Here is a 22,868-nt window from a genome sequence, read left to right as displayed (position 1 = left end):
TCTGCTGGGTGATGAATGTGATATGATGGACGCGCCTAGGTGGCCGGGGTCGCCGCCTGCGCCGTGTCTTCGACCAGGTGGCACGCGGTCTGGTGGTTGGGCCCGACGCGTCTGAGACCTGGTTCTTCGGATTTGCAGATCGCCATTGCGGCGGGGCAGCGCGATGCAAACCGGCAGCCTTTGGGCAGGTTGACAGGATCTGGTGGATCGCCGGGGATCAGGATGCGTTTCTGTGCGGCCCTGGCGTTTCGATCCACAACGGGCACCGCGGACAGCAAGGCCACGGTGTAGGGGTGTTGGGGCGTGTTGAACAGGCTCAACCGATCCGCGATTTCGACCACGCGCCCCATGTACATCACCGCGATCTTGTCGCTCATGTGCTGCACCACGCCCAGATCGTGACTGATGAACAGGTAGGTCAGGCCAAACTCGGCCTGCAACTTGCGTAGAAGGTTCAGGATTTGCGCCTGCACCGCCACATCCAGCGCCGAGACCGGCTCATCACAGATGATCAGCTCGGGCTGGGTGGATAGCGCCCGCGCGATACCGATCCGTTGCCGTTGACCGCCTGAAAACTGGTGCGGAAACAGCCGCTGCTGTTCCTTGTGCAGGCCAACGGCGGCAAACAACCCGTCCACTATGGTTTGCTTTTCCGCAGCGGTCTTGTCGGTCAGGCTGTCGAGCGGTTCACGCACCAGGTCTTCGGCCCGGCGGCGGGGGTTCAGGCTGGAATAGGGGTCCTGAAAGATGAACTGCACTTTCTTGCGGACCTCGCGCAGGGCCTCGCCCTCAAGCCCGAGAACCTCCTGCCCACCCAAACGGACCGAACCGCCCGCGGACTGAACCAGCCGCGCCACGGCAAGGGCCGCGGTCGTCTTGCCCGAGCCGCTTTCCCCGACAATGGCCAGCGTTTCGCCTTTGCGGACCGAGAACGACACATCGTCGACAGCCCGCAGATAGGATTTGGGGCCAAAGATGCCTTTGCGCTGGACAGCAAAATGAACGCTCAGGTTTTCGACGGTCAACAGAGAGTCAGCCATCAGATTTCCTCCGCGTGCCAGCAATCGGCGATCTGACCGCCGTCGAACGTGACGGGGGCAGGCCGCGCGGTTTCGCATTTTTCCGTCCGCTGCGCGCAGCGTGACGCAAACAGGCAGGCATCCGCGCCAAACTCCTGCAGCGTTGGCACCATGCCGGGCACCTCGGTCAGTTCGTCGCGCGCCTGCGTCAGGGGCGTGTGGATATGCGGCACGCAGGAAATGAGCCCCTTGGTATAAGGGTGGCGCGGATGGTCGATGATCTGGTCAACCGGTCCGATTTCGGCCTTGCGCCCGGCATACATCACGATCACCCGGTCGGCCATTTCCGCCACGGCGCCCATGTCATGGGTGATCATGATGATCGAGGTGCCGGTGTCGCGCCGCAGATCGCGCAACAGATCGAAAATCTGCGCCTGCACGGTGACGTCCAGCGCGGTGGTGGGTTCATCCGCAATCAGGATTTTCGGTTTGCAGGCAAGCGCCATGGCGATCATCACCCGCTGCCTTTGCCCCCCCGACATCTGGAACGGATAATCCGCAACCCTGCCTTTGGCATTCGGGATGCGCACCGCATCCAGCAGGTCGACCGCCGTGTCCCAGGCCGCCTTGCGCGACAGGCCCTGATGCGCCCGCAGCACCTCGGCGATCTGTTCGCCCACGGTATAAACCGGGTTCAGAGAGGTCATCGGCTCCTGAAAGATCATCGAAATCTCGTTGCCGCGAATGGCGCGCAGCCGCTTTTCGCTGGCGGTTGTCAGTTCTTCACCGTTCAACTGGATCGATCCGCGGGCAATGCGCCCGATCCCCTGCGGCAGAAGGCCCATGATGCCCAGCGCGGTCATCGACTTGCCACACCCGGATTCACCAACGAAACTGATCGCCTCGCCCGCGCCCAGTTCAAAGGTCAGATCGTCGATCACCGGCGCCACACCGGCGCGGGTCTTGAGTTCGATTCTGAGGTTTTCGACCTTCAGCAGGCTTTCCATCAGCGTTGCCTCAACTTCGGATTGAGCGCGTCGTTCAGCCCATCGCCCACAAGCGAAATGCACAGGACGGTGACAAAGATCGCCAAGCCCGGAATGGTGACCGTATAACTGGCGTCCAGGATATATTGCCGGTTCGAGCCGATGATCTGCCCCCAGCTGACAACGTTGGGATCGGTCAGGCCGAGAAAGGACAGCCCCGCCTCGAACAGAATGGCGCTGCCGACCATCAGGGCCGATTGCACGATGATCGGGGGCATCGCATTGGGCAGGATCACGCGGAACATCAGCTTGCCCGCCCCGGCCCCACTGGCACGCGAGGCGGTGACGTATTCCAGTTCGCGGATGCGCAGAAACTCGGACCGGGTGATCCGGGCAACGGCAGTCCAGCTGACCACGCCGATGGCAAAGGTGATGATGGCCAGCGAGGCGCCGAACAGCGCGACGATGACCATTGAAAACAGCAGCGTGGGCAGCACCTGGAAAAACTCGGTAAAGCGCATCAGCACCTCTTCGACCCAGCCGCCGTAAAACCCGGCCAATGCGCCGATGGTCACGCCGATGAAGATCGACACCAGGGCCGCCGACAGACCGATCAGCAAGGACACGCGCGCGCCATTGATGATCATCGCCAGAAGGTCGCGCCCGAGATAGTCGGTCCCCAGCAGAAAGCCCTGTTCGCCCGGCGGCGAGAAGGGCGCCCAGACCATTTCAAACGGATCGGTCGGGTAGAGAAACGGACCAAAAATCGCGCCCAGTACGATCAGAAACAGGAAGCCGAGCGCGACAACAGCCGCGTGGTTGCGCAGGAACATGTCCCAAGCCTCGGCGAAGGGGGATCGCGCCTTTTGAACCGGCGCATCTGTGTGCTGGTCGCTCATGTGCGCCCCCTCATCCGTGGATCAATGGCGCGCAGGGCCATGTCCGTAAGAAGGTTACCCACAATCACCACCAGCGCCGAAAAAAACAGGATGCCCAGGATCGTCGGCGTGTCCCGTGCGATGATCGACTGAAAGGCCAACGTGCCAAGACCCGGCCAGCTGAACACCGATTCCACCAGAACGGCGCCAGACACGACCGCGGACAGTTGCAGCCCGGCCAGCGTGATCACCGGCGACAGTGAATTTTTCAGGGCATGTTTGTAAACCACCTGATTTTCGCTGAGCCCCTTGGCCTTGGCCGTGCGCACATAGTCCGATCCCAGAACCTCCATCATTGTGGCCCGGCTGAGCCGCGAATAAAGCGCCAGGAAAATCGACGACAGCGTTACCATCGGCAAGACCAGATGCCGGACCACGTCCCAGAAATGCACCCAGACCCCCCCCGAAATCGTGACGTCCTGCATGCCCGCAACCGGGAACCACTGAATTTTGAGCGAAAAGGCGATCAGCAGCAGGATGCCGGTCCAGAAGACCGGGGCGGAATACCCAAAGAGCGCCAGAAAGGTCACAAAATGGCTGGCAATACCGTTTGGCTTGCGCGCCGAGATGACACCCAGAACCACGCCGACCACCAGCGCAAGGATTTGCGCAGTGATGACCAGAAGCAACGTGGCCGGCAACCGTTCCAGGATCAGCTTTGTGACCGGTTGATTGTAAAAGAATGAATATCCCAGATTGCCCTGAAACACCCCGCCGATATAGCGGCCCAATTGCACCAGAAACGGCTGGTCCAGCCCATAATCGGCCCGGATCTGATCCAGCAGTTCCTGATCGGCCCCGCCCATCGACTGGCTGATGGTATCGGCGACGTCACCCGGCGCCATATGCATCAGCGAGAAATTCAGTACGAGCACCGCAATAAGCAGCAGCACCGCATAAAAGACACGCATCAATGTTTTTTGGAGAAACTGCACGACATCTGCCCGAATTGAGGCTGCGGCGGGACCATCCCCGCCACAGCTGCTGGTGTCGGATTATTCCTTGAGATAGGTCATGTCGATCGGTGTCGACGTGCCCCAGATCCCCAGCGGCGGATTGCCCACCTTGTCCGAATAGACAGTGTGATACGGCAGCGTGTTGGTGTGATAGACCGGCACTTCATCCGCGATGATCTGCTGGAATTCCGCATAGAGCGCTGTGCGCTTTGCCGGGTCGGTTTCAACCGCCGCCATGGCCATCAGTTCGTCCACCCGGGCATTGGAATACCCTTGCGTGTTCGACCAGACGCCTTTGGCGATGTTGGAACTTGAATAGGTCCGGTGCACGCCGATCACCGGGTCACCCCAGTTGAAGACCGTGTCCCAGCTCATGTCAAAGTCCATTTCACCCATACGCTTGGCCCATGTCGGAAAATCGGCGCTTGCGCGCACTTCGACATCGATGCCCACCTTCTTGAGCGCCGCCTTGACGTATTCGACTTGCGGTTTGACACCGGGCCAGCCAAAATCGATGGTCAGGCCAAAGCGGCTGCCATCCTTCATCGGGAATCCGGCATCGTCCAGCAGCGCATTCGCCTTGTCGAGATCGAGGTCATAGGCCTCGACATCGCCATTATAGAACGGGCTGTCCGGGTGGATGCCGGTACGGCTGTCCGAGGCGGTGCCCTGCATCAGCGCATTGAGGATGAAGTTCTTGTCGACTGCATAGGCAATGGCCTTGCGTACGCGCACATCGGCCAACGGACCCTTCTGGGTGTTCATCGCCAGCCAGTCGAGCGGACCGATGCCACCGTACCCTTCGTCGGTCACGGTCAGACCGTCGGCTTTCTTGAGGCGATTGATGATGCGCGGCAGCGACTCAAAGGCGCCCATGTGCAGTTCGCCGTTTTCATAGGCGATCGCACGGGCGGCAGGGTCGGTGATGATGCGCATCACGACCTTGTCGAGATAGGGACGCCCGTCGATAAAGAAATCGTCGAACCGCTCAAGGATCACGTGTTCGCCGGACTTGTATTCCACCAGCTTGAACGGCCCCGACCCGACAGGGTTTTCGTTGTTGCGCGGATGTGTCTTGACCTCGTTGATCGGCACGTCGCCATAGATGTGCTGAGGTATGATCGACATCAGCTGACCCGACATCGCCAGCATCAGGGCCGGGTGCGGTTTGCTGAGTTTGAGGATCGCGGTGTGGTCGTCCGGCGTTTCCACCGCTTCGACCGGCGCAAACATGGATTTGAACGGATGGTTGGCCTTGATCACGTCGACCGAGAACGCCACGTCCTTGGATGTCAGCGGCACGCCATCGTGGAACTTGGCGTTCTTGACCAGGTTCAGAGTGACGGTCAGCCCGTCTTCGCTGACTTCCCAGCTTTCGGCAAGATAGGGCTGCGGCGTCCAGTCTTCATCATAGCGCAGGGGCGAGGCGAAAAGCTGTGCGCCGGGATAGCCGGTGGCAATGCCCGACTGAACTGCGGAGTTCAGGTTCCGCACGTTTGTCCCGATTACGGTGACAAGTGTGCCGCCGCGAACGGGTTCTTCGGCCATGGCCTGTCCGCCAATGACCACTGCGGCCAGTGCGGCCGACGCAACCAACCCTTTGACAAAGTGTTTCATTCATATTCTCCCAGCTGTTTTGATTGTTTTTGAGAAAGACTAGATCAGGATCGATCCTTCAGAAAATGGAATTTATAATCCTCATTACCCGGTTTTTTGGTGTTTAGCCGGCGCATCGGCACAGACGGTCAGGGCATCGAATGCCCCGTCGCGCTGCAGTTTCTCACAACTTTCGATAAAGGCACGCACGATTCTGGGCTCACGCGTGCCGCCCAGCGTCGCAATGCCGAAATTCTGTGCCTTTGGTGAATCGCTGATCGGCACGGCGCGGTACCGTATCTTTTCCTCGTAATATTCGGGCGGCCGGATGTTCAGGATCGAGTACCCAAATCCCCCCGCCACCAGCGCGCGGGCGATCTCGGCCGACCTGGTCGTGTGGGCGATGTTGGGCCTGAGTTCACGCCGCTGGAACATGCCGATGAAATAGTCGCGCGTGCGCGGCAGATCGAGCAGCACCATGGGGCGTTCGGCAAGTTCGGCAAAGGATACCGAGCGTTGTTGCGCGAGGGGATCATCCAGACCGATCAGCGCATATGGCGGTGCCTTGAACAGGGATTGAAACTTGAGATTTTCGGGTAACCCGTCCTGATAGGTAAAGACCAGATCCGCCTTTCCGTCCTTCAGGAACTCGACAACCGAGGACAGGTTTCCTTCAAGCACCTGCACAGACATGCCGGGAAAGTTTTCGGTGATATTATGCAGGATTGGAGGAAGAAACGCGGGCGCGGCAGTGGAATAGCAGGCAATTCGGACATGGCCCGAGGTGTCGCCGCCGACCGACTGCAATTCCGTCTCGAAATGTCTGGCCTGGTGAATGAACGTGCGGATGAGATGCAGCGCCTCTTCCCCGGCGGGGGTGGTCTGAATCCCCTTTGCCGGGGCGCGCACAAATAGGTCATAGGCCAGGGATGATTCCAGCGCGTCGATCGCGGCGGTGATCGAGGATTGCGAAATCAAAAGCTCGCGCGCGGCGTTGGCGATCGAACCAAGCCGCCCAGCGGCTTCGACGTAGATCAATTGCTTCAGCGTGAAATTCACGATGCACCCTTTCACCAAAAATCCGGGCTTATTGGCCAGTTAAATCTATTTTTCCAATGAAAGAAAGCGCCCTAACCTGCCCGAAACGCATTATACGGGGGGCCATCATGGCGGACATCACGATCTTTCGGGCGAAATCAATCATCACGATGAACCCCAGCCAGCCCCGCGCGACCCATGTTGCGGTGCGCGACGGGCGCATCCTGGGGGCCGGGACCCTGGATGACCTGGAACCTTGGGGCGACTACACGCTGGATGATCGGTTTGCCGACAAAATCCTCATGCCGGGCTTTGTCGAAGGGCACGCCCATGCAATGGAAGGCACGCTTTGGCGCAATGTTTATTGCGGGTATTTCGACCGGATGGATCCCAACGGGCACAAATGGTCCGGGCTCAAAACGCTTGAGGCCGTTCTTGACCGTTTGAGCGAAGCCGAGGCGAAAATGACCGACCCGGACGCGCCCCTGGCCGGGTTCCAGCTTGACCCGATCTATATGGACAACACCATCGTGACCCGCCACGATCTCGACAAGGTGTCTGCAACCCGTCCGATTGGTGTTTTGCACGCCTCGGGGCACATCATGAACGTCAACACCAAGGCGCTGCAAGTGTCCGGCATGATGCGCACGGACCATACGCATCCGGGCGTTGTCCTTGGCGATGACGGGTTGCCCAACGGTGTGCTGAAAAGCCCCGAGGTCTATACGCCTGTCGGCCCCTATGTCGGGCTGAACCGATCCGCCACCGATGCCGACGAAGGCGGCCTGCGCGACTTTGCCAAGCTGTGCGTGCGCACTGGAACGACGACCGTGACCGACCTTGCCTCGCGTCTGGACGACGAAGCCGTCGAGATGATGCTGCGGGTGACGGGCGAAGACAGCTTTCCGGCCCGGGTTGTCCCGCTCAAGTTCTTTATGGGTCACACACCCAAGGACCTTGTAGAGCGGGTCTGCGAATTGCGAAAACTTTCGACCGACCAGTTGCGGCTGGGGCGGATCAAGGTGATTGCAGATGGATCGATCCAGGGCTTTTCCGCCCGCCTGCGGTGGCCCGGCTATCACAATGGCGCCCCCAATGGGCTGTGGTATGTCGCGCCTGACCAGATGGCCGAAATCTATGAACGGGCGCTTGGGGCCGGGGTTCTGGTGCATACACACACCAATGGCGACGAAGCGACGGAACTGGTTCTGGACACGTTGGGACCGGCACTGGCAAAGCATCCCGTGCGCGACCACAGGTTTACCCTGCAACACTGTCAACTGGCGGATGCGGCACAGTTTCGGCGCATGAAAGAGCTGGGAATGTGCGTCAACCTGTTCGCCAACCACCATTTCTATTGGGGCGATGAACACTATCGGTTGACGGTCGGGCCCGAACGCGCCGAACGGATGAACGCCTGCCGGACCGCTCTGGATACCGGTGTGCCGATGGCCATCCATTCGGATGCGCCGGTGACCCCGCTGGCCCCGCTGTTCACCGCCTGGTGCGCCGTCAACCGGATCACTGCGTCGGGGCGGGTTCAGGGGGCGCACGAACGGATCACCGTGGACGAAGCGTTGTACGCCATCACCCTGGGGGCGGCGTTTACGCTGCATCTGGATGGTGAGGTCGGATCGATCGAAACAGGCAAGCGGGCGGATTTCGCCGTTCTTGAGGCGGACCCGACCGAGGCTGACCCGGCCCGTCTGAGGGATGTCCCGGTATGGGGCACGGTTCAGGGCGGACGTGTTTTCGCGGCTGCGGATCTGTGATCCCGGTCACCGTCATCGGCGGCTATCTCGGCGCGGGAAAAACCACGCTGATCAACCACATGCTGCGCCATGCAGACGGCATCAGAATCGCGGTTCTGGTCAATGAATTCGGCGAACTTGCCATTGACGAGGATTTGATCGAGGCCGAGGGGGACGACCTCATCTCGATCGCTGGCGGATGCATTTGCTGTGCGTTTGGCGACAATCTGGTTGGGGCAATGATGGATCTGGTGGCCCTTTCGCCGCCGCCGGATCACGTCGTGATCGAGGCCTCTGGCGTGGCGATCCCCGGCGCGATCGCGGCCAGCCTGACCCTGGTTTCCGGTTTCCGGCTGAACGGTGTGATCGTTCTGGCCGATGCCGACTCGGTCCGTGACAACGCGCAGGACAAGTACCTGGGCGACACGATACTGCGGCAACTTCGGGGTGCCGACCTTGTCATTTTGACCAAAACGGATCTGCCCGACCCCGCTATGACCGACGATGTCCGCGCCTGGCTGGCAGACCACGCAGGCGAGGCAAAACTGATCGAGGCGCAACATGGCCGCATCCCCAATGCCATTCTGCTTGGCCCGCCCGACACCCCGCGAGAATATGCGCCGGCAACCCATCATGACGCCGCGTTTGAAAGCATGGTTCTGGACCTGGACAAGCCCGTTGACGTCCACGCCCTTGCGAACCGGTTGGCCACGGGGGATTTCGGGATCGTGCGCGCCAAGGGCTTTGCCAAAGACCACTCCGGCGACACCTTTCTGATCCAGATCGTGGGCCGCCGGGTCCAGGTGTCGCAAAGCGCACCGGGAAAGAAACACGCGATTGTCTGTATTGGGCGGGCGGGTGGCCTGACGCTGCCGGACCTGCAGCAATTGACGGCGTCCGTTGAGGTACAACCGACCTGAACGGTGACTTTTCGACCCGTAAATGCGCGTTTGAAAAGGAAAACCCGATCCGACAGATCGCAAAGGGGCGTGGAAACCCGCCAGATTCACAACATTTAGTGGCGCCTGCCTGCGTGACCACAAAGGCACAGCTTGGTTTTGGAAAATCAGGGTCTGGTATTCCAGACTTTGAAAATTGCCCGTTTTAGGCGAACCTGCTTCTTGAGACACTCCCCCAACGAACCTTTCTTCCTGTGGTTCGTTACCTCCCCCCGCCTCAGCAGCGGGGGGCCTTTCGTTCAGGCCCCCAGATTTCGCCGATAGACATCCTGCGCCATGTAATGGGTCAGCTGCGTTACAAAATGCGGCACGGCCAGTGGATGGGCGCAATATTCCGGCGGTGGCATCAGGCGCCAGCCCTGCCCTTCATCGCCGAACCGGATTTGCGATTTCCGTGCAATCGGCAGATGGGCGGCAAAGAACCAGACGGTGCCGCGCGGACGCTGATAGCTGTTGGACCAGATCAGATCGTGCGGCGACAGGTGCAGCCCCACCTCTTCGCGGGTTTCACGCAACACGCAATCATGCGGTGTTTCCGCGCCCTCGCGCCCGCCCCCCGGCAGGTCCCAAAACCCCGGATACGGGATGTCAGGACGATCATCGCGCTGGATGACCACAAGATCCGAGCCCAGAAACAAGGCCAGTTTGGCACCTGAGAAAGTCATTCGATTGATCTGACGCTCATTGAAGAACCTTGTCCGGCTTGTGGATGGTCGCCGAACCCCATGACAGGTATATAGGCCATACGCCATCAATCGGAACCCCGCCATCATGCCTTCTCTGTGTCGTGATTGCCTGTCTCAGCTTGAAACCGCGCGACGGTGCCAGACATGCGGCAGCCCGCGGGTTCTGGCGCATCCCGAACTGTTCGATCTTTCGATCGCGCATATGGATTGCGATGCCTTTTATGCCTCGGTCGAAAAGCGGGACAATCCAGACTTGGCCGACAAGCCGGTGATCATCGGTGGCGGGCGGCGTGGTGTGGTTTCAACCGCCTGCTACGTGGCGCGCATTCGCGGCGTCCGCTCGGCCATGCCGATGTTCCAGGCGCTGAAACTCTGCCCCGAGGCGGTCATCATCAAACCCCGGATGCAGGCCTATGTCGAAGCGTCGCGAGCCATTCGCGCAATGATGGAGGAACTGACACCCGCCATTCAGCCGCTGTCACTGGATGAGGCGTTTCTTGATCTCTCGGGAACAGAGCGCCTGCATGGCGCGCCGCCCGCGGTGATGCTGGCCCGGCTGATCAAACGGATGAAAGATGAACTGGGGCTGACCGGGTCGATCGGGCTGTCGCACAACAAGTTTCTGGCCAAAGTGGCGTCGGACCTGGACAAACCGCGCGGCTTTTCGGTGATCGGCAAGGCCGAGACCGCCGATTTCCTGCGCGACAAACCCGTGCGCATGATCTGGGGGATCGGGCCGGCGGCGCAGGCCTCGCTGGACAAGGCGGGCATCCGCACCTTTTCTGATCTGCTGCGCTGGGACCGCGAGGCGCTGACCGCGCGGTTCGGGTCGATGGGCGACCGGCTCTGGCATCTGGCGCGCGGTCAGGACCACCGCCGTGTGTCGGCAGACGACCCGATCAAATCCATCTCGAACGAGACCACTTTCAACGAAGACACCGCAAACCCCGACATTCTGGACGGGCATCTTTGGCGGATGGCGGAAAAGGTGGCCGATCGGGCCAAGGCAAGGCAGCTTGCCGGGCGGGTCGTGACCCTGAAACTGAAACGTTCGGATCACTCGACGCTGACCCGGCGGGTGTCTCTCAGGGACGCCACGCAGATGGCCGATACCATCTATCGCACGGCCCACGGCCTGTTCGAACATGTCGCGGATCAGGGGCCATTCCGCCTGTTGGGATGCGGGATCAGCCATTTGTGCCCCGAAAGTGAGGCCGACAAATCCGGCGATCTGCTGGATCCGACCGCGTCCCGCCGGTCTGAGGCCGAACGCGCGACAGACAAGATCCGCGAACGTTTCGGATCGGATGCCATCGTCAAGGGTCGCGCGCTGCGCTAGGCCTATTCGGCGGCCAAAGGCATCTCATTCTGGCCGATCATGCTGATGTCGGAAATCACCTGACGCAGCATCGCGCGGAACGCATCGAAATTTTCATTGGGCAGGATGTTGCGCTCGTCCATGTAAAGAGAGCGATCGATCTCGACCTGGATGGCGTGCTGGCGACGCGACGGACGGCCATAGGCCTGTGTCACATAGGCCCCGGCAAAGGGTGAGTTCCGGGTGACGGTCAACCCAACATTGGCAAACGCCGCTTCGATCCGGTCCACGATTTCGCCCGAGGCGGCCGCGCCAAAGCGATCCCCCAGAACAACCTGGGGCCGCCGGATCGCCCCCTTGGCCACGCCGTCCATCGCCTCGTGCGGCATGGAATGGCAATCGACCAGAATGGCCTGCCCGAATTGCGCGTGCGATTCGTCAAGCAGAGTGCGCAGCGCGTTGTGATAGGGCGTCCAGTAAAGGTCGATCCGGCGCCGCGCTTCGGCCAGGGGCAGCTTGCCCCGGTAGATGGCGCGCCCGTTGGCAACAACGCGCGGCACCACGCCCAGCCCCGAGGCGACGCGCGGATTGTGACCCTGACGTTTGACGCCCTCGATCAAGGCCGGGTCAAGCTCTTCGGAACTGCGGTTGAGGTCGATAAAGGCCCGCGGCGCCCCCGCCTTGAGGAACGGCGCGCCATATTCCGGCGCCGCATCAAACAGGAGATCGACAAAGGCATCTTCCGAGGACCGGATCGTAATTTCATCCAGCAGGCTGCGCCGGACGAACCAGCCGGGGTAATCGCTGCTGCTGTGGGGTGATGCGAACACCACCGCCGACCGGCGTTGCACTGGCTGACTGAGCTGATAAGCAACCTTGGGCATTTGCTCTCCTTGTTGCAGAAATCATAGCGCGGAAATGCAGCGTATCAAAAGCCCTTGATCACGCCGACGACTCCTTTTATAGACCCCGCTACCGGCGCGGGATTCCGCGCCCCATTTTGTTATGGGGCTGGCCTCGCAAAGGTATTCATGGGCGCTTAGCTCAGCGGTAGAGCACTTCGTTGACATCGAAGGGGTCACAAGTTCGAACCTTGTAGTGCCCACCATGAATTCACAGTCCGAAACGCATTTCGGGCACCCGCAACACCAGGCGCTGGCCCGCGCCGCAGGAACAGGAGACAGACCATGAAGGTCAAGAACTCGCTCCGCTCGCTTAAGAACCGGCACCGCGATTGCCGCGTTGTGCGTCGCAAAGGCCGCGTTTATGTGATCAACAAAACGCAGCGCCGGTTCAAAGCCCGCCAGGGCTGAGCCGCAGCAAAGCAGCTTTAACAAAAGGCCGCCCAAATCGGGCGGCCTTTTTGCATTTTGCACCCCTTGAATGCTATCCGGGCTCTTTCTGACTAAAACAGTTGGTTTTTCACTGGCAATCAGAAACGAATCTATTTACTGATTGATTTAGTCGGGTATTACCCGGGACAGCCAAAGGATATTCGTGATCATGACACGCCCCCCTTCTTCCCTGATTGCCGCGACCCTCGTCGCGGCTCTGGGCACCGCAGCCGCCGCCGAAGGTGAACTCAACCTCTATTCCTCGCGCCACTATGACACCGATGAACGGCTCTATTCCGATTTCGAAGAGGCAACCGGCATCACCATCAACCGCATCGAAGGCAAGGCCGATGAACTGATCGCCCGCATGCAGGCCGAAGGTGCAAATTCCCCCGCCGATGTCCTGCTGACGGTGGATACATCGCGGCTGGAGCGCGCCAAGAACGCTGGTGTTCTACAAGCCATCGACAGTGCCACGCTGGAATCGCGGGTCCCCGCCTATCTGCAGGATTCCGACAACCAATGGTTTGGCTTTTCGCAGCGCGCCCGGATCATTTTCTATGACAAGAACGACGTAACCAATCCGCCGAAATCCTACATGGATCTGGCGGATCCGGCCTATAAGGGGCTGGTCTGCATCCGGTCGTCCTCGAACACCTACAACCAGACGCTTCTGGCCGCGATCATCACCCACATCGGTGTCGAAAAAGCCCGCGACTGGGCGGCAGGGGTCGTCGCCAACATGGCACGCGACCCCCAGGGCGGAGATACCGATCAGCTGCGCGGTATCGTCTCCGGGGAATGCGAGATTTCGGTCTCCAATACCTATTACTTTGCCCGCTCGATCCGCACCGACGTCAAGGGCGTCAGCGCCGAGCGTGACATGATCGGCTGGGTCTTTCCCGATCAGGACACTACCGGCGCACATATGAACCTGTCGGGCGGCGGCGTGGCCGCGCATGCGCCGAACAAGGAAAACGCCATCAAGTTTCTGGAATACCTGACCAGCCAATCGGCGCAGCAGTATTTCTCGGCGGGCAACGATGAATACCCGGCCGTTCCGGGCATTGCGCTGTCCCCGTCCGTGGCGGATCTCGGATTTTTCAAACCAGACGATATCGAGCTGTCGGCGGTGGCCAAGAACCTGCCCGAAGCGCAAAAAGTCTTTAACGAGGTCGGCTGGAAATAAGCCTCCCCCCACAACCACCCGAAAGGCGCAGGATCATTCCTGCGCCTTTTTGGTATGGCGTCCTGTCCGGCGCAAAACGCGGCAGGGCCGACTGGTGTCGCAGTTGCCAGCACCGGCCATTCTGGCGATAAGCATGTGACCATAGCACTGTTCAGGACTACGCCACATGCTCCCCCTCCCCCTTACCATCATCAGCGGATATCTGGGCGCGGGGAAAACGACGCTAATCAACAGGCTTCTGGCCGAAGATCATGGTCAGAACCTGATGGTCATCGTGAATGATTTTGGCGCCATCAACATCGATGCCGCGCTGATCGATCAATCGGATGACGACATGATCGCGCTGACCAACGGCTGTGTTTGCTGCTCCATGGACGCCGATCTGTTCATGGCGCTCAATACCGCGCTGGACCGCCAGCCGCGCCCCGATCACCTGATCATCGAATCCAGCGGCATCGCAGACCCGGCGGCCATCGCCGCCGCCGCCATATCGGAACGCGAAATCGGCTATGGCGGGATCATAACGCTGGTCGATGCGCTAAACGCACCCGGCCTGCTGGACGATCCGCTTCTTGCCCCGCAGGTCGAACAACAGATCAAATCCGCCGACATGGTGCTGCTGACGAAAACCGGTGCGCCGGATTCTGCGCTGATGGACCGCCTGCACGGCATCGGCGCCCGCAATCCTGCACCGCTGAGCGACCGCCCCCTTGCACCGCTGCTGTTTGAGCTGACACCCCTTCCGCGCAGCCACGCACCAGCGCCACACCCCGCCTATACGCGCTGGCAACATGACAGCGACAAGGCGGTGGACCGCGCCGAAATGGGCGACAAGCTGGCCAACCGGCCAGAGGGCCTGTACCGGCTGAAAGGTTTTGTGAAAACGGATGACGGCGGGTACGCTGTGCACGTGGTCGGCCAATATGTCGAGGCGAAACGCGCCACGACCGACCGGACCACATTGGTGGGCCTCGGCCCTGCCGACCGGATCAAGGCCGAAGATATCGAAGCTTGGTGGGCGTCTTAACGTCGCCGCCCGACCTGCCGACAGATCAGGATCACCGGCAAAAGGCCCACGGCCACGATAACCAGGCTGGGCACCGCCGCCCCCTCCAGCCGTTCGTCGCTGGCCAGCCGATAGGCTTGGATCGCCAGCGTGTCATAGTTGAAGGGCCGCATGATCAGTGTGGCTGGCAGTTCTTTCATCACGTCCACGAACACGATCAGCAAGGCCGTCAAAAGGCTGGGCGTCAGGATCGGCAGATGGACGCGGCGCAACGTGCCCATCGGCGTCTGCCCCAGCGACCGCGCCGCCGCATCCATATTGGCATGCACGGTGCTTTGCCCACCCTCGTAAGCCCCCAATGCCGCCGCCAGGAACCGCACCATATAGGCGGCCACCAGCAGCCAGATGGACCCGGTGATCAACAGGCCTGTGGAAATGTCGAACGTTTCGCGCATCCAGGCATCCAGCGCATTGTCAAAGGCAGCAAAGGGCACCATCAGCCCCACCGCGATCACCCCGCCCGGCACTGCGTAACCCAGGCGCGCAACATAGGCGGCAATGGCCGACCGCCGGCCCGGGCGCATCCGCTGGTAGAACCCGACCGAGATGGCTGCAAGTACGGTCACCACCGCTGCCGTCCCCGCCAGCGTCAGTGAATTTCCGATGAACCCCGTATAGCGACGGCTGAACAAATCCTGTTCTGACCCCAGCCCCATGTTGAACAGGATCACGGTCGGCAGAACGAACCCGAACAGGACCGGCGCCGCACACAGAAGAAAGGCAAATGCCGCGCGCCATCCGGTCAGGTCTGAGGGTGGCATTGTCATATGCGCCTTGCCCGCCTGGTGATACTTGGCCTTGCCCCGCTGGGTCCGCTCAACCACGGCCAAAAGCAGCGCAAAGGACAACAGGCACAGGGCAAGCTGCGCCGCGGCTGCCCGGTCGGCCATGGAAAACCAACTGGTGTAAATACCGGTCGCAAAGGTTTGAACGCTGAAATAGGCCACCGTCCCGAAATCGGCGATGGTCTCCATCACGGCCAACAGGACCCCGCCGGCGATGGCAGGGCGGGCCATCGGCAGGCTGACGGTACGAAACGCCGACCACGCACTGTGCCCCAGGGTGCGCGCGGCCAGAAACGCCGCCGCGCTTTGCTGCAGGAACGCGGCCCGCGCCAGCAGGTACACATAAGGGTAAAGCACAAGGATCAACATCACTGCTGCCCCGCCAAGAGACCGGATTTCCGGAAACCAGTACTCGCGCGCTCCCCAGCCGGTCACGTCCCTCAGGGTCGATTGCACGATGCCGGGATGATCCAGAACAAACGTATAGGCGTAGGCCAGCACATAGGCCGGAAAGGCCAGCGGCAAAACCAGCGCGATCTCGAACAGACGCACACCGGGAAACCGCGTCATCGTCACCAGCCACGCGGCACCTACCCCGATGGCAAAGGTCCCCGCCGCCACCATCAGAACCAGGGCCAGCGTTGTCATCGCATAACGGGCCAGAACCGTATCCATCAGGTGGGCGACCGTGTCGGTCCCCCCCGTCAGTGCGGCCAGCGCCACCGCCAGCATCGGCAACAGACAGGCTCCGGCCACCGCCCAGGCCACCCAGCCCAGCACGCTTGCCCCGCCGGCACCCCGGCGCCGCTTTCCATGGGCAGCAAATTGTCGAACCTCGGCCACGCGTCGGATGCCCTGTGTCTGATCATACCCACGGCCAGATCCGCAGGCAGGGTTTTATCCAAGTTATTTGGTCAGATATCCAGCGGTATTTTCCCGCCGCCTCGACCGCCGGCAGCTCCCCCTCCTTCATCTTGCCGGAAAAACTCCAGCCGGAGGCATCGCGGCGCCGAAGGCGACGCAATGAAAGGAAGGTGCCGAAGGCACACATTGAAAGGCGACGAACCGCAGATCGGCCGATTTACGCAAAAGGGGCGACTGCGGACGCGCCTGGGGCGCAGCCAATGGCCAGGGCGAGTAGCCCGCCTCGGCTCAGCCGGTCAGTCGTAGCTGCGCTGATCTTCGATCACCAACCCGTCCTTGGGCAGGGATCCGGGCGTGACGACCTCAACCGCACCCTTCAGTTTCAGCACATCCGCCACGGTCTTGGCATAGGCCTCTCCGTGGTCACCCGGCGCCTCGATCTTGACGGTCATCATGTCCATTTCGCCCTGACGGCTGGCGATGACCCGCGCCTTGACGATTTCGGGGTGTTTGGCAACCAGCGCCGCAACCTGTTCGGGGCGGATGAACATGCCCTTGATCTTGGTGGTCTGATCCGCGCGGCCCATCCAGCCCTTGATCCGCATGTTGGTCCGCCCACAGGGGCTTTGACCCTCCATCACGGCGCTCAGATCGCCGGTGGCAAAACGGATCAGCGGATAGTCTGGGTTCAGCGTGGTCACGATGACTTCGCCGACTTCGCCCGGCGCAACGGGCGTGCCGGTGCCGGGGGTAACGATCTCGATGATCACATGTTCATCCGAAATCATCCCCTCCATCGCCGGGCTTTCATAGGCGATGTTGCCCAGATCAGCAGTTGCGTAGGACTGCAGGCAACTGATTCCGCGATCGGCATAGGCCTGACGCAGCGACGGGAACAACGCCCCGCCCCCGACAGTGGCCTTGGTGATGCCGAGGGCCACGCCCATCTCATCGGCCTTGTCCAGAATGACCTTGAGGTAATCGGGGGTCCCGGCATAGGCGGTGGTCCCCACGTCGCGCGCGGCGGTGACCTGCAATTCGGTCTGGCCGGTGCCAGCGGGCAAAACCGCCGCCCCGACCGCACGAGCGCCGTTTTCAAACAGCATCCCCGCGGGGGTCAGGTGATAACCGAAACAGTTCTGGACGATGTCCCCGGGACCGATCCCGGCCGCATGCAGAACGCGGCCAAACCGCCACCAGTCGCCGCCAATCCCACCCGGTTCATAGATCGGACCGGGCGATTGAAAGATATGCCCGAACCCCGACGCCGGTTTCACCGTGAACCCGCCGAACGGCGGATGGGCGGCCTGGGCCTTGCCCAATTCCGATTTACGCAGCACCGGCAGACCGGCCAGCGCCTCGACACTGGTAATGGCGGAGGCGTCCACATCCGCAAGGGACGCGGCATAGCCCGGCAGGGTCTTGGCGCGCGTAATCTGTTCGGGCAGCGCCTTGGCAAGGTCAGCGGCGCGTTCATCGGCCGATCGGGTTTCGAGGCTGTCGAAATGCTGTGTCATGGATCGAACCTTTGCGCGGATTTGCCGCGCGAGGCGCGACAGGTTGCCTGATGGTGATTTGGGTTACCTAGGGGCAACACATGGTATGCATTTGCATACCGATTCTTGTTATAGTTGAGTGAAAGGACCGCGCTGTGATCGACACGCTTCCCTCTACCGCAGATCTGGACTGCCGGATCGCGTTTTATGAAGAGCTTCAGATCATGGAGGCCGATTTTTCCGGGTTTGACTTCGACAACTCGAAAACGGTCAACCTCTTCTATGACCGGCTGGAAGAACGCATCGCGCAGTCGGGCGAGGAACTTTGGTTCTTTCTGGTCAACCTCAACAGCACCCGCATTGACCCGTCGGCCTGGCTGGCCTATTCGCGCCGCGGCAAGGCGCTGAACCTTGCCCATTCCATGGGTACTGTCCGATTCGACGCGTCCGAGGAGACGCGCCAGCAAATTATCCGCGCGGCCAATACCGAGGCATTCGATCCAAACCTGTTTTCCGACCGCGACTCTGCGCTTGATCGCATCGCCCAGCTTCCCAGCAAGCGCCGCAAGCGGATCATTCATGACCCCAACTATGTGACGGCGGATTTCATGCGACGGCTGAGCTTTGACGAGGCGGCGCAGACCATGAACGTCGATTTCTCGCACTTTGTCTTTCACCATTCGCGCGATGTGAACGACTTTTACGACTATATCCAGGACCGCATTCGCGAAACGGACCGCAAGTGGTACTTCCTTGTCGATCTCAATGGCTGCGAGATCCTTCCCGCGGCCTGGGTGCAATACGCCCATCGCGGAAAACGGCTGAACGAGGCCGCCTCGCTGGGCTCGGTCCGGTATGCCGCCGGGTCCGAGACCGAGGCCGACATCAGGTTGCGCGCGGAAACGCAAGGCTTCCGGCCCAACATCCGCAACACGCGCGACGAGGCGCTTGAGCGGATCGCCGAGATGAAGCGGGACGCCGGACACGCTTGAGTCGGCCAAGTGCCGCGCACCCGTCGGCTGTGGAATGAGGTTTCGCGAGTTTGTCATGCGACATTCAACCGCTTCGCCACCGCGCTGGTGACGTGACCGTGGCCCGGTGACACGCGCCACGTGTCGGGATGTGCCTTGAGCCAATCGGAACATGCCGCCTCTTCAGCTTCATCCAAAAACTGCGCGTCGCTGAATTTGATTGCGATCGCCATCGCGACCTGAGCTTTTCGGTTTGATGACCGCGCGGTCTCGAACACCGAAATCAGTGCATCAAGCGGTGCGCTTGCGATCAGCATTTCTTCGTCTTGTTCTGCAAAAGCCAGTCGCCGGTTTCCGGACCACTCCGCCAATAGCTCAGCATCAATGTCCGGAAGCGGACGGCTTGAGTTTTTTGCTGTTCGGGACCCGCAATGCGCGCACTTGAACGACGGGCCAAGCGCGTCATAGAAAGCCACTTCGCGCTTTGAAAGCGGCGTCTTCTGAGTGCGCCCGCACGTCGAACAGGTATGAGAGACCCAGTACGTCATGTCCTGACTGTGAGCCCTCAGCTCAGCCATCTTTTGCGGCGACGGTACGAACGGACGTCGCGGAAGGATTTGCGCCCTTCGTCCGACATGCCCAGATAGAATTCCTTCACATCCGGGTTCTCGCGCAGTTCTGCGGCGGGCCCATCCATCACCACACGGCCGGATTCAAGGATATAGCCGTAATGGGCAAACCGCAGGGCCACGTTGGTGTTCTGCTCGGCCAGAAGGAAGGACACACCTTCCTTTTCGTTGAGATCCTTCACAATCCCGAAAATCTCTTCGACCAGCTGTGGCGCCAGGCCCATGCTGGGTTCGTCCAGAAGAATGGTCTCTGGCTTGGCCATCATTGCGCGGCCAATGGCGCACATCTGCTGTTCCCCGCCCGAGGTATAGCCCGCCTGACTTTTGCGGCGCTCTTTCAGACGCGGGAAATAAGTATAAACCTTTTCCAGATCCGCGTTCATGTCCGCCTTGCTGCCCTTGCGGGTATAAAACCCGGTCAGCAGGTTTTCCTCGACGGTCAGGTGTTCGAAACAGTGGCGCCCTTCCATCACCTGGATCACGCCCTTGCGGACCAGTTCGGCAGGGTCAGAGTGATGAACCGGCGTGTTGCGATACTTGATCGACCCTTTCGTCACCTCGCCGCGTTCGGAATGCAGCAGGTTCGAAATCGCCTTGAGCGTGGTGGTCTTGCCGGCACCGTTGCCACCCAGCAACGCGGTGATCCCGCCTTTTGGCACCTTCAGGCTGACGCCTTTCAACACCAGGATCACGTGGTTGTAGATCACCTCGATGTTGTTGACCTCAAGCAGCGTCTCGACTTGGGCGTCCGTGGTGTTTGCAGCGTCCAGCATGGGGCGTCACCCTTCGTGAAATTCGGTTTGGGGTCGGCCGCCGCCCAAAGGCGACGACCGGTTTTCAAGACTTAGTTACAGCCCGGCGTGATGCCGTTTTCAGCCGCAAAGGCGGACGAATCTTCGTCGACCAGCGGACCCAGAACATCCTGATCGGACTGCACATATTCGGTGATCAGGCTCCAGCTGTCGGCGGCTGCATCCCACTGCGCCACGGCACCAAAGCCGTTACCACCGTGGTTTTCACAGGACACCTGGAACTCGGGACCGAAGTTCGGCAGGCCAAGCGCGGCCATCTTCTCTTCGGTGATGTTCAGGGCTTCCATGCCGTCGCGCATCTGCGCTGGCGTCAGAGCCTTTGTGCCGTGGATTTCCTGTGCGGTCTTGGCAGCCTCGGCAGCCAGCATCGCGGCATACATGCCCCGGTTGTAAAGCGCTGTGCCGATCTGATCGCCCGCGCCGGCGGCCTTGCCCGCATCCACGACATATTTCTGGATGTCGTCAAAGACCGGGAAGTCGCTGCCCACGTTGTGGAAGGTCAGCGCCTTGTAACCGTTCGCCGCGGCACCCGCCGGACGCACGTCATTTTCCGAACCGGACCACCAGATGCCGATGAAGTTTTCCATCGGGAACCGGATGTTCGCAGCTTCCTGGATGGCAACCTGGTTCATCACGCCCCAGCCCCACATCAGGACATAGTCGGGACGCTCGCGGCGGATTTGCAGCCACTGCGACTTCTGCTCCTGACCGGGGTGGTCAACGGGCAGCAGGGTCAGGTCATAGCCGTGCTTTTTGGACAGCTCTTCCAGCGTGCGGATCGGCTCTTTGCCGTAGGCAGAGTTGTGATAAACCAGCGCCACTTTCTTGCCGTTCAGATCACCGCTGTTGAGGTCCAGCAGATGCTTGATCCCGATCGACGCGCCATCCCAGTAGTTGGCTGGATAGTTGAAGATGCTACGGAAGACCGAGCCGTTTTTGGCCGAGGTCCGCCCATAGCCCATCGAGTGGACCGGAATGCCATCCGCGGTTGCCTTTGGGATCAGCTGGTAGGTGATACCGGTCGAGAGCGGTTGATAAAGCAGCGCGCCTTCGCCCTTGGTGCTTTCATAGCATTCCACACCCTTTTCGGTGTTATAGCCTGTCTCGCACTCAAGCAGGCGCACCGGTTCGCCGCCGATACCGCCATCACGCTCGTTCAGCAGCGTCAGGTAGTCGGCGTAGCCATCCGCAAACGGAATGCCGTTTGCCGCGTACGGGCCGGTACGATAGCTCAGCGACGGCAGAACCAGTTCTGCCAGTGCCGGGCCGGCTGCCATGATGGCGCCCAGCGCCAAAGTGGTCAGTTTGAGTTTCATCGGGTTTAATCCTCCCTTTGGTATCTTTCCGATGGTGAACGGGGTTTGGCCCCGCTTGTCGTTTGTGCCTGCCCCGCGTCAGTGCGGGAAAGGCCAGAGCCTGAGTTTCTCCTTGGCCACGCGCCAAAGCTGCGCAAGGCCGTGCGGTTCAAGGATCAGGAACATGATGATCAGCGCCCCCACGATGATCAGCTGGAAATGTGCCACGATATCTGTGGGCCACCCCAGAACATCGACGCCGACAATCTTGAGCGCCACGGGCAACAGAACCAGGAATGCGGCCCCGGCAAAGCAGCCAAAGATCGAGCCCAGACCGCCAATGATGATCATGAACAGAACCAGGAACGATTTCTGGATGCTGAAGGCCTCTCCGACCTCGACAGCGCCCAGGTAGACGGCAAAGAACAGGGCGCCCGAAATGCCCACGAAGAAGGAGCTGACGGCAAAGGCGCTCAGCTTGGCGCGCAGCGGGTTCACCCCGATGATCTCGGCGGCGATATCCATATCGCGGATCGCCATCCATGTCCGGCCCAGCGTGCCCCGCGTCAGGTTGCGCGCGATGATTGCACTGGCCACGCAGAACACGAGGCAGAACAGATAGGTTGCCCACGCATCAGTGTTGGCGCCCGTGATCGGAACACCAAACAGCGTGCGTTCCGGCGCGCTGATCTGACCCGAAGCCGAGTAGTTGTAGAACCACGGCACGCGGTTGAACAACCAAAGCAGGAAGAACTGTGCCGCCAGCGTCGCCACGGCAAGGTAGAACCCCTTGATCCGCAGACTGGGCAGACCGAACAGAATGCCCACAGCCGCCGTCACGCCGCCCGCAAGGATGACGTGGAACAGGATGTTCACATCGGGAAATGCGGTCATCAGTTTGTAACAAGCATAGGCCCCCACAGCCATGAACCCGCCGGTGCCCAGCGACACCTGCCCGCAATATCCGGTCAGGATGTTCAGGCCGATCGCCGCGATCGAATAGATCAGAAACGGCAACAGGATGGCGTTGGCCCAGTAGTCGTTGATGACAAAGGGCACGACCAGAAAGGCAAAGGCCAGAACGGCATAATACCGGTAGCGGTCGAATTTGATCGGAAAGGTCTGGCTGTCCTCAACATAGGTGCTGCTGAAATCGCCGGCTTCACGGTATAGCATCTGC

21 protein-coding genes and 1 tRNA gene are annotated in these 22,868 nt (G+C 60.7%); 8 read left to right on the top strand and 14 right to left on the bottom strand.

The genetic code is table 11. The annotated features are described in order from the left end of the window. Positions 1-35: 35 nt before the first annotated feature. From ACXYMO_RS07820 to ACXYMO_RS07795, 6 genes are all read right to left on the bottom strand, one after another. Positions 36-1,040 carry an ABC transporter ATP-binding protein gene (locus tag ACXYMO_RS07820; RefSeq protein ID WP_458878133.1) on the bottom strand — a complete coding sequence of 335 codons (1,005 nt, stop codon included), beginning with the start codon at positions 1,038-1,040 and terminating at the stop codon, positions 36-38. After that, on the bottom strand, positions 1,040-2,026 hold the full coding sequence (locus ACXYMO_RS07815) for an ABC transporter ATP-binding protein (protein ID WP_458878132.1): 987 nt from the start codon (positions 2,024-2,026) through the stop codon (positions 1,040-1,042). The genes ACXYMO_RS07820 and ACXYMO_RS07815 overlap by 1 nt, the downstream gene beginning before the upstream one ends. Then, positions 2,026-2,904: an ABC transporter permease gene (locus tag ACXYMO_RS07810; protein WP_458878131.1), complete on the bottom strand. Its 879-nt coding sequence runs from the start codon at positions 2,902-2,904 to the stop codon at positions 2,026-2,028. Before ACXYMO_RS07810 ends, ACXYMO_RS07815 begins: the two co-directional genes overlap by 1 nt. Continuing rightward, entirely contained in the window at positions 2,901-3,854 is a 954-nt protein-coding gene (locus ACXYMO_RS07805; protein ID WP_458878130.1) for an ABC transporter permease, read from the bottom strand. Before ACXYMO_RS07805 ends, ACXYMO_RS07810 begins: the two co-directional genes overlap by 4 nt. Before the next feature lie 84 nt (positions 3,855-3,938). Continuing rightward, on the bottom strand, positions 3,939-5,516 hold the full coding sequence (locus ACXYMO_RS07800) for an ABC transporter substrate-binding protein (protein ID WP_458878129.1): 1,578 nt from the start codon (positions 5,514-5,516) through the stop codon (positions 3,939-3,941). Positions 5,517-5,600: 84 nt separating this feature from the next. Next, a complete protein-coding gene (locus ACXYMO_RS07795) occupies positions 5,601-6,554 on the bottom strand; it encodes a LysR substrate-binding domain-containing protein (RefSeq protein WP_458878128.1) in 954 nt (317 codons plus the stop codon). A gap of 107 nt (positions 6,555-6,661) precedes the next feature. Between ACXYMO_RS07795 and ACXYMO_RS07790 the strand changes: the two genes are divergently transcribed. Together ACXYMO_RS07790 and ACXYMO_RS07785 are read left to right on the top strand one after the other, a co-directional pair. Further along, on the top strand, positions 6,662-8,305 hold the full coding sequence (locus ACXYMO_RS07790; protein ID WP_458878127.1) for an amidohydrolase: 1,644 nt from the start codon (positions 6,662-6,664) through the stop codon (positions 8,303-8,305). After that, positions 8,302-9,204, top strand: coding sequence for a CobW family GTP-binding protein (locus ACXYMO_RS07785; RefSeq protein WP_458878126.1), 903 nt, complete (start codon positions 8,302-8,304; stop codon positions 9,202-9,204). Before ACXYMO_RS07790 ends, ACXYMO_RS07785 begins: the two co-directional genes overlap by 4 nt. 278 nt (positions 9,205-9,482) lie before the next feature. Here the strand turns inward: ACXYMO_RS07785 and ACXYMO_RS07780 are convergent, their stop codons facing one another. After that, entirely contained in the window at positions 9,483-9,908 is a 426-nt protein-coding gene (locus ACXYMO_RS07780) for an NUDIX hydrolase (protein ID WP_458878125.1), read from the bottom strand. Between the two features lie 106 nt (positions 9,909-10,014). On the opposite strand from ACXYMO_RS07780, the gene ACXYMO_RS07775 reads away from it, so the two are divergent. Beyond that, on the top strand, positions 10,015-11,268 hold the full coding sequence (locus ACXYMO_RS07775) for a DNA polymerase IV (protein WP_458878124.1): 1,254 nt from the start codon (positions 10,015-10,017) through the stop codon (positions 11,266-11,268). Positions 11,269-11,270: 2 nt separating this feature from the next. Here the strand turns inward: ACXYMO_RS07775 and ACXYMO_RS07770 are convergent, their stop codons facing one another. Next, positions 11,271-12,131: an N-formylglutamate amidohydrolase gene (locus ACXYMO_RS07770; protein ID WP_458878123.1), complete on the bottom strand. Its 861-nt coding sequence runs from the start codon at positions 12,129-12,131 to the stop codon at positions 11,271-11,273. Positions 12,132-12,280: 149 nt separating this feature from the next. On the opposite strand from ACXYMO_RS07770, the gene ACXYMO_RS07765 reads away from it, so the two are divergent. From ACXYMO_RS07765 to ACXYMO_RS07750, 4 genes are all read left to right on the top strand, one after another. Then, a tRNA-Val gene (locus tag ACXYMO_RS07765) sits at positions 12,281-12,355 on the top strand. Between the two features lie 79 nt (positions 12,356-12,434). Then, entirely contained in the window at positions 12,435-12,560 is a 126-nt protein-coding gene (ykgO, locus tag ACXYMO_RS07760; RefSeq protein ID WP_008562923.1) for a type B 50S ribosomal protein L36, read from the top strand. 190 nt (positions 12,561-12,750) lie between these two features. Beyond that, entirely contained in the window at positions 12,751-13,770 is a 1,020-nt protein-coding gene (locus tag ACXYMO_RS07755) for a Fe(3+) ABC transporter substrate-binding protein (protein WP_458878122.1), read from the top strand. A gap of 166 nt (positions 13,771-13,936) precedes the next feature. Next, positions 13,937-14,797: a CobW family GTP-binding protein gene (locus ACXYMO_RS07750; RefSeq protein ID WP_458878121.1), complete on the top strand. Its 861-nt coding sequence runs from the start codon at positions 13,937-13,939 to the stop codon at positions 14,795-14,797. Here the strand turns inward: ACXYMO_RS07750 and ACXYMO_RS07745 are convergent. Further along, positions 14,794-16,353 (bottom strand): ABC transporter permease, encoded by a 1,560-nt coding sequence (locus tag ACXYMO_RS07745; RefSeq protein ID WP_458879064.1) that lies wholly within the window; start codon positions 16,351-16,353, stop codon positions 14,794-14,796. The genes ACXYMO_RS07750 and ACXYMO_RS07745 overlap by 4 nt on opposite strands. A 428-nt stretch (positions 16,354-16,781) precedes the next feature. Then, entirely contained in the window at positions 16,782-18,002 is a 1,221-nt protein-coding gene (locus tag ACXYMO_RS07740) for a phenylacetate--CoA ligase family protein (protein WP_458878120.1), read from the bottom strand. Positions 18,003-18,136: 134 nt separating this feature from the next. Between ACXYMO_RS07740 and ACXYMO_RS07735 the strand changes: the two genes are divergently transcribed. Next, positions 18,137-18,973: a hypothetical protein gene (locus ACXYMO_RS07735; RefSeq protein ID WP_458878119.1), complete on the top strand. Its 837-nt coding sequence runs from the start codon at positions 18,137-18,139 to the stop codon at positions 18,971-18,973. Between the two features lie 53 nt (positions 18,974-19,026). Here the strand turns inward: ACXYMO_RS07735 and ACXYMO_RS07730 are convergent, their stop codons facing one another. From ACXYMO_RS07730 to ACXYMO_RS07715, 4 genes are all read right to left on the bottom strand, one after another. Next, positions 19,027-19,500: a transposase family protein gene (locus tag ACXYMO_RS07730; protein ID WP_458878118.1), complete on the bottom strand. Its 474-nt coding sequence runs from the start codon at positions 19,498-19,500 to the stop codon at positions 19,027-19,029. 17 nt (positions 19,501-19,517) lie between these two features. Then, positions 19,518-20,354: an ABC transporter ATP-binding protein gene (locus ACXYMO_RS07725; protein WP_458878116.1), complete on the bottom strand. Its 837-nt coding sequence runs from the start codon at positions 20,352-20,354 to the stop codon at positions 19,518-19,520. Between the two features lie 71 nt (positions 20,355-20,425). Continuing rightward, the gene (locus ACXYMO_RS07720) at positions 20,426-21,709 is read right to left on the bottom strand and encodes an ABC transporter substrate-binding protein (RefSeq protein ID WP_458878115.1); all 1,284 of its coding nucleotides are present in this window, start codon (positions 21,707-21,709) and stop codon (positions 20,426-20,428) included. 78 nt (positions 21,710-21,787) lie between these two features. Next, positions 21,788-22,864, bottom strand: a complete 1,077-nt coding sequence (locus ACXYMO_RS07715; RefSeq protein ID WP_458878114.1) for a branched-chain amino acid ABC transporter permease — start codon at positions 22,862-22,864, stop codon at positions 21,788-21,790. Positions 22,865-22,868 lie beyond the last annotated feature (4 nt).

Source organism: Arenibacterium sp. CAU 1754 (genome assembly GCF_054482635.1).
The sequence above is the reverse complement of the archived record's forward strand: the minus strand, read 5'-3'. Positions and strand labels throughout refer to the sequence as shown.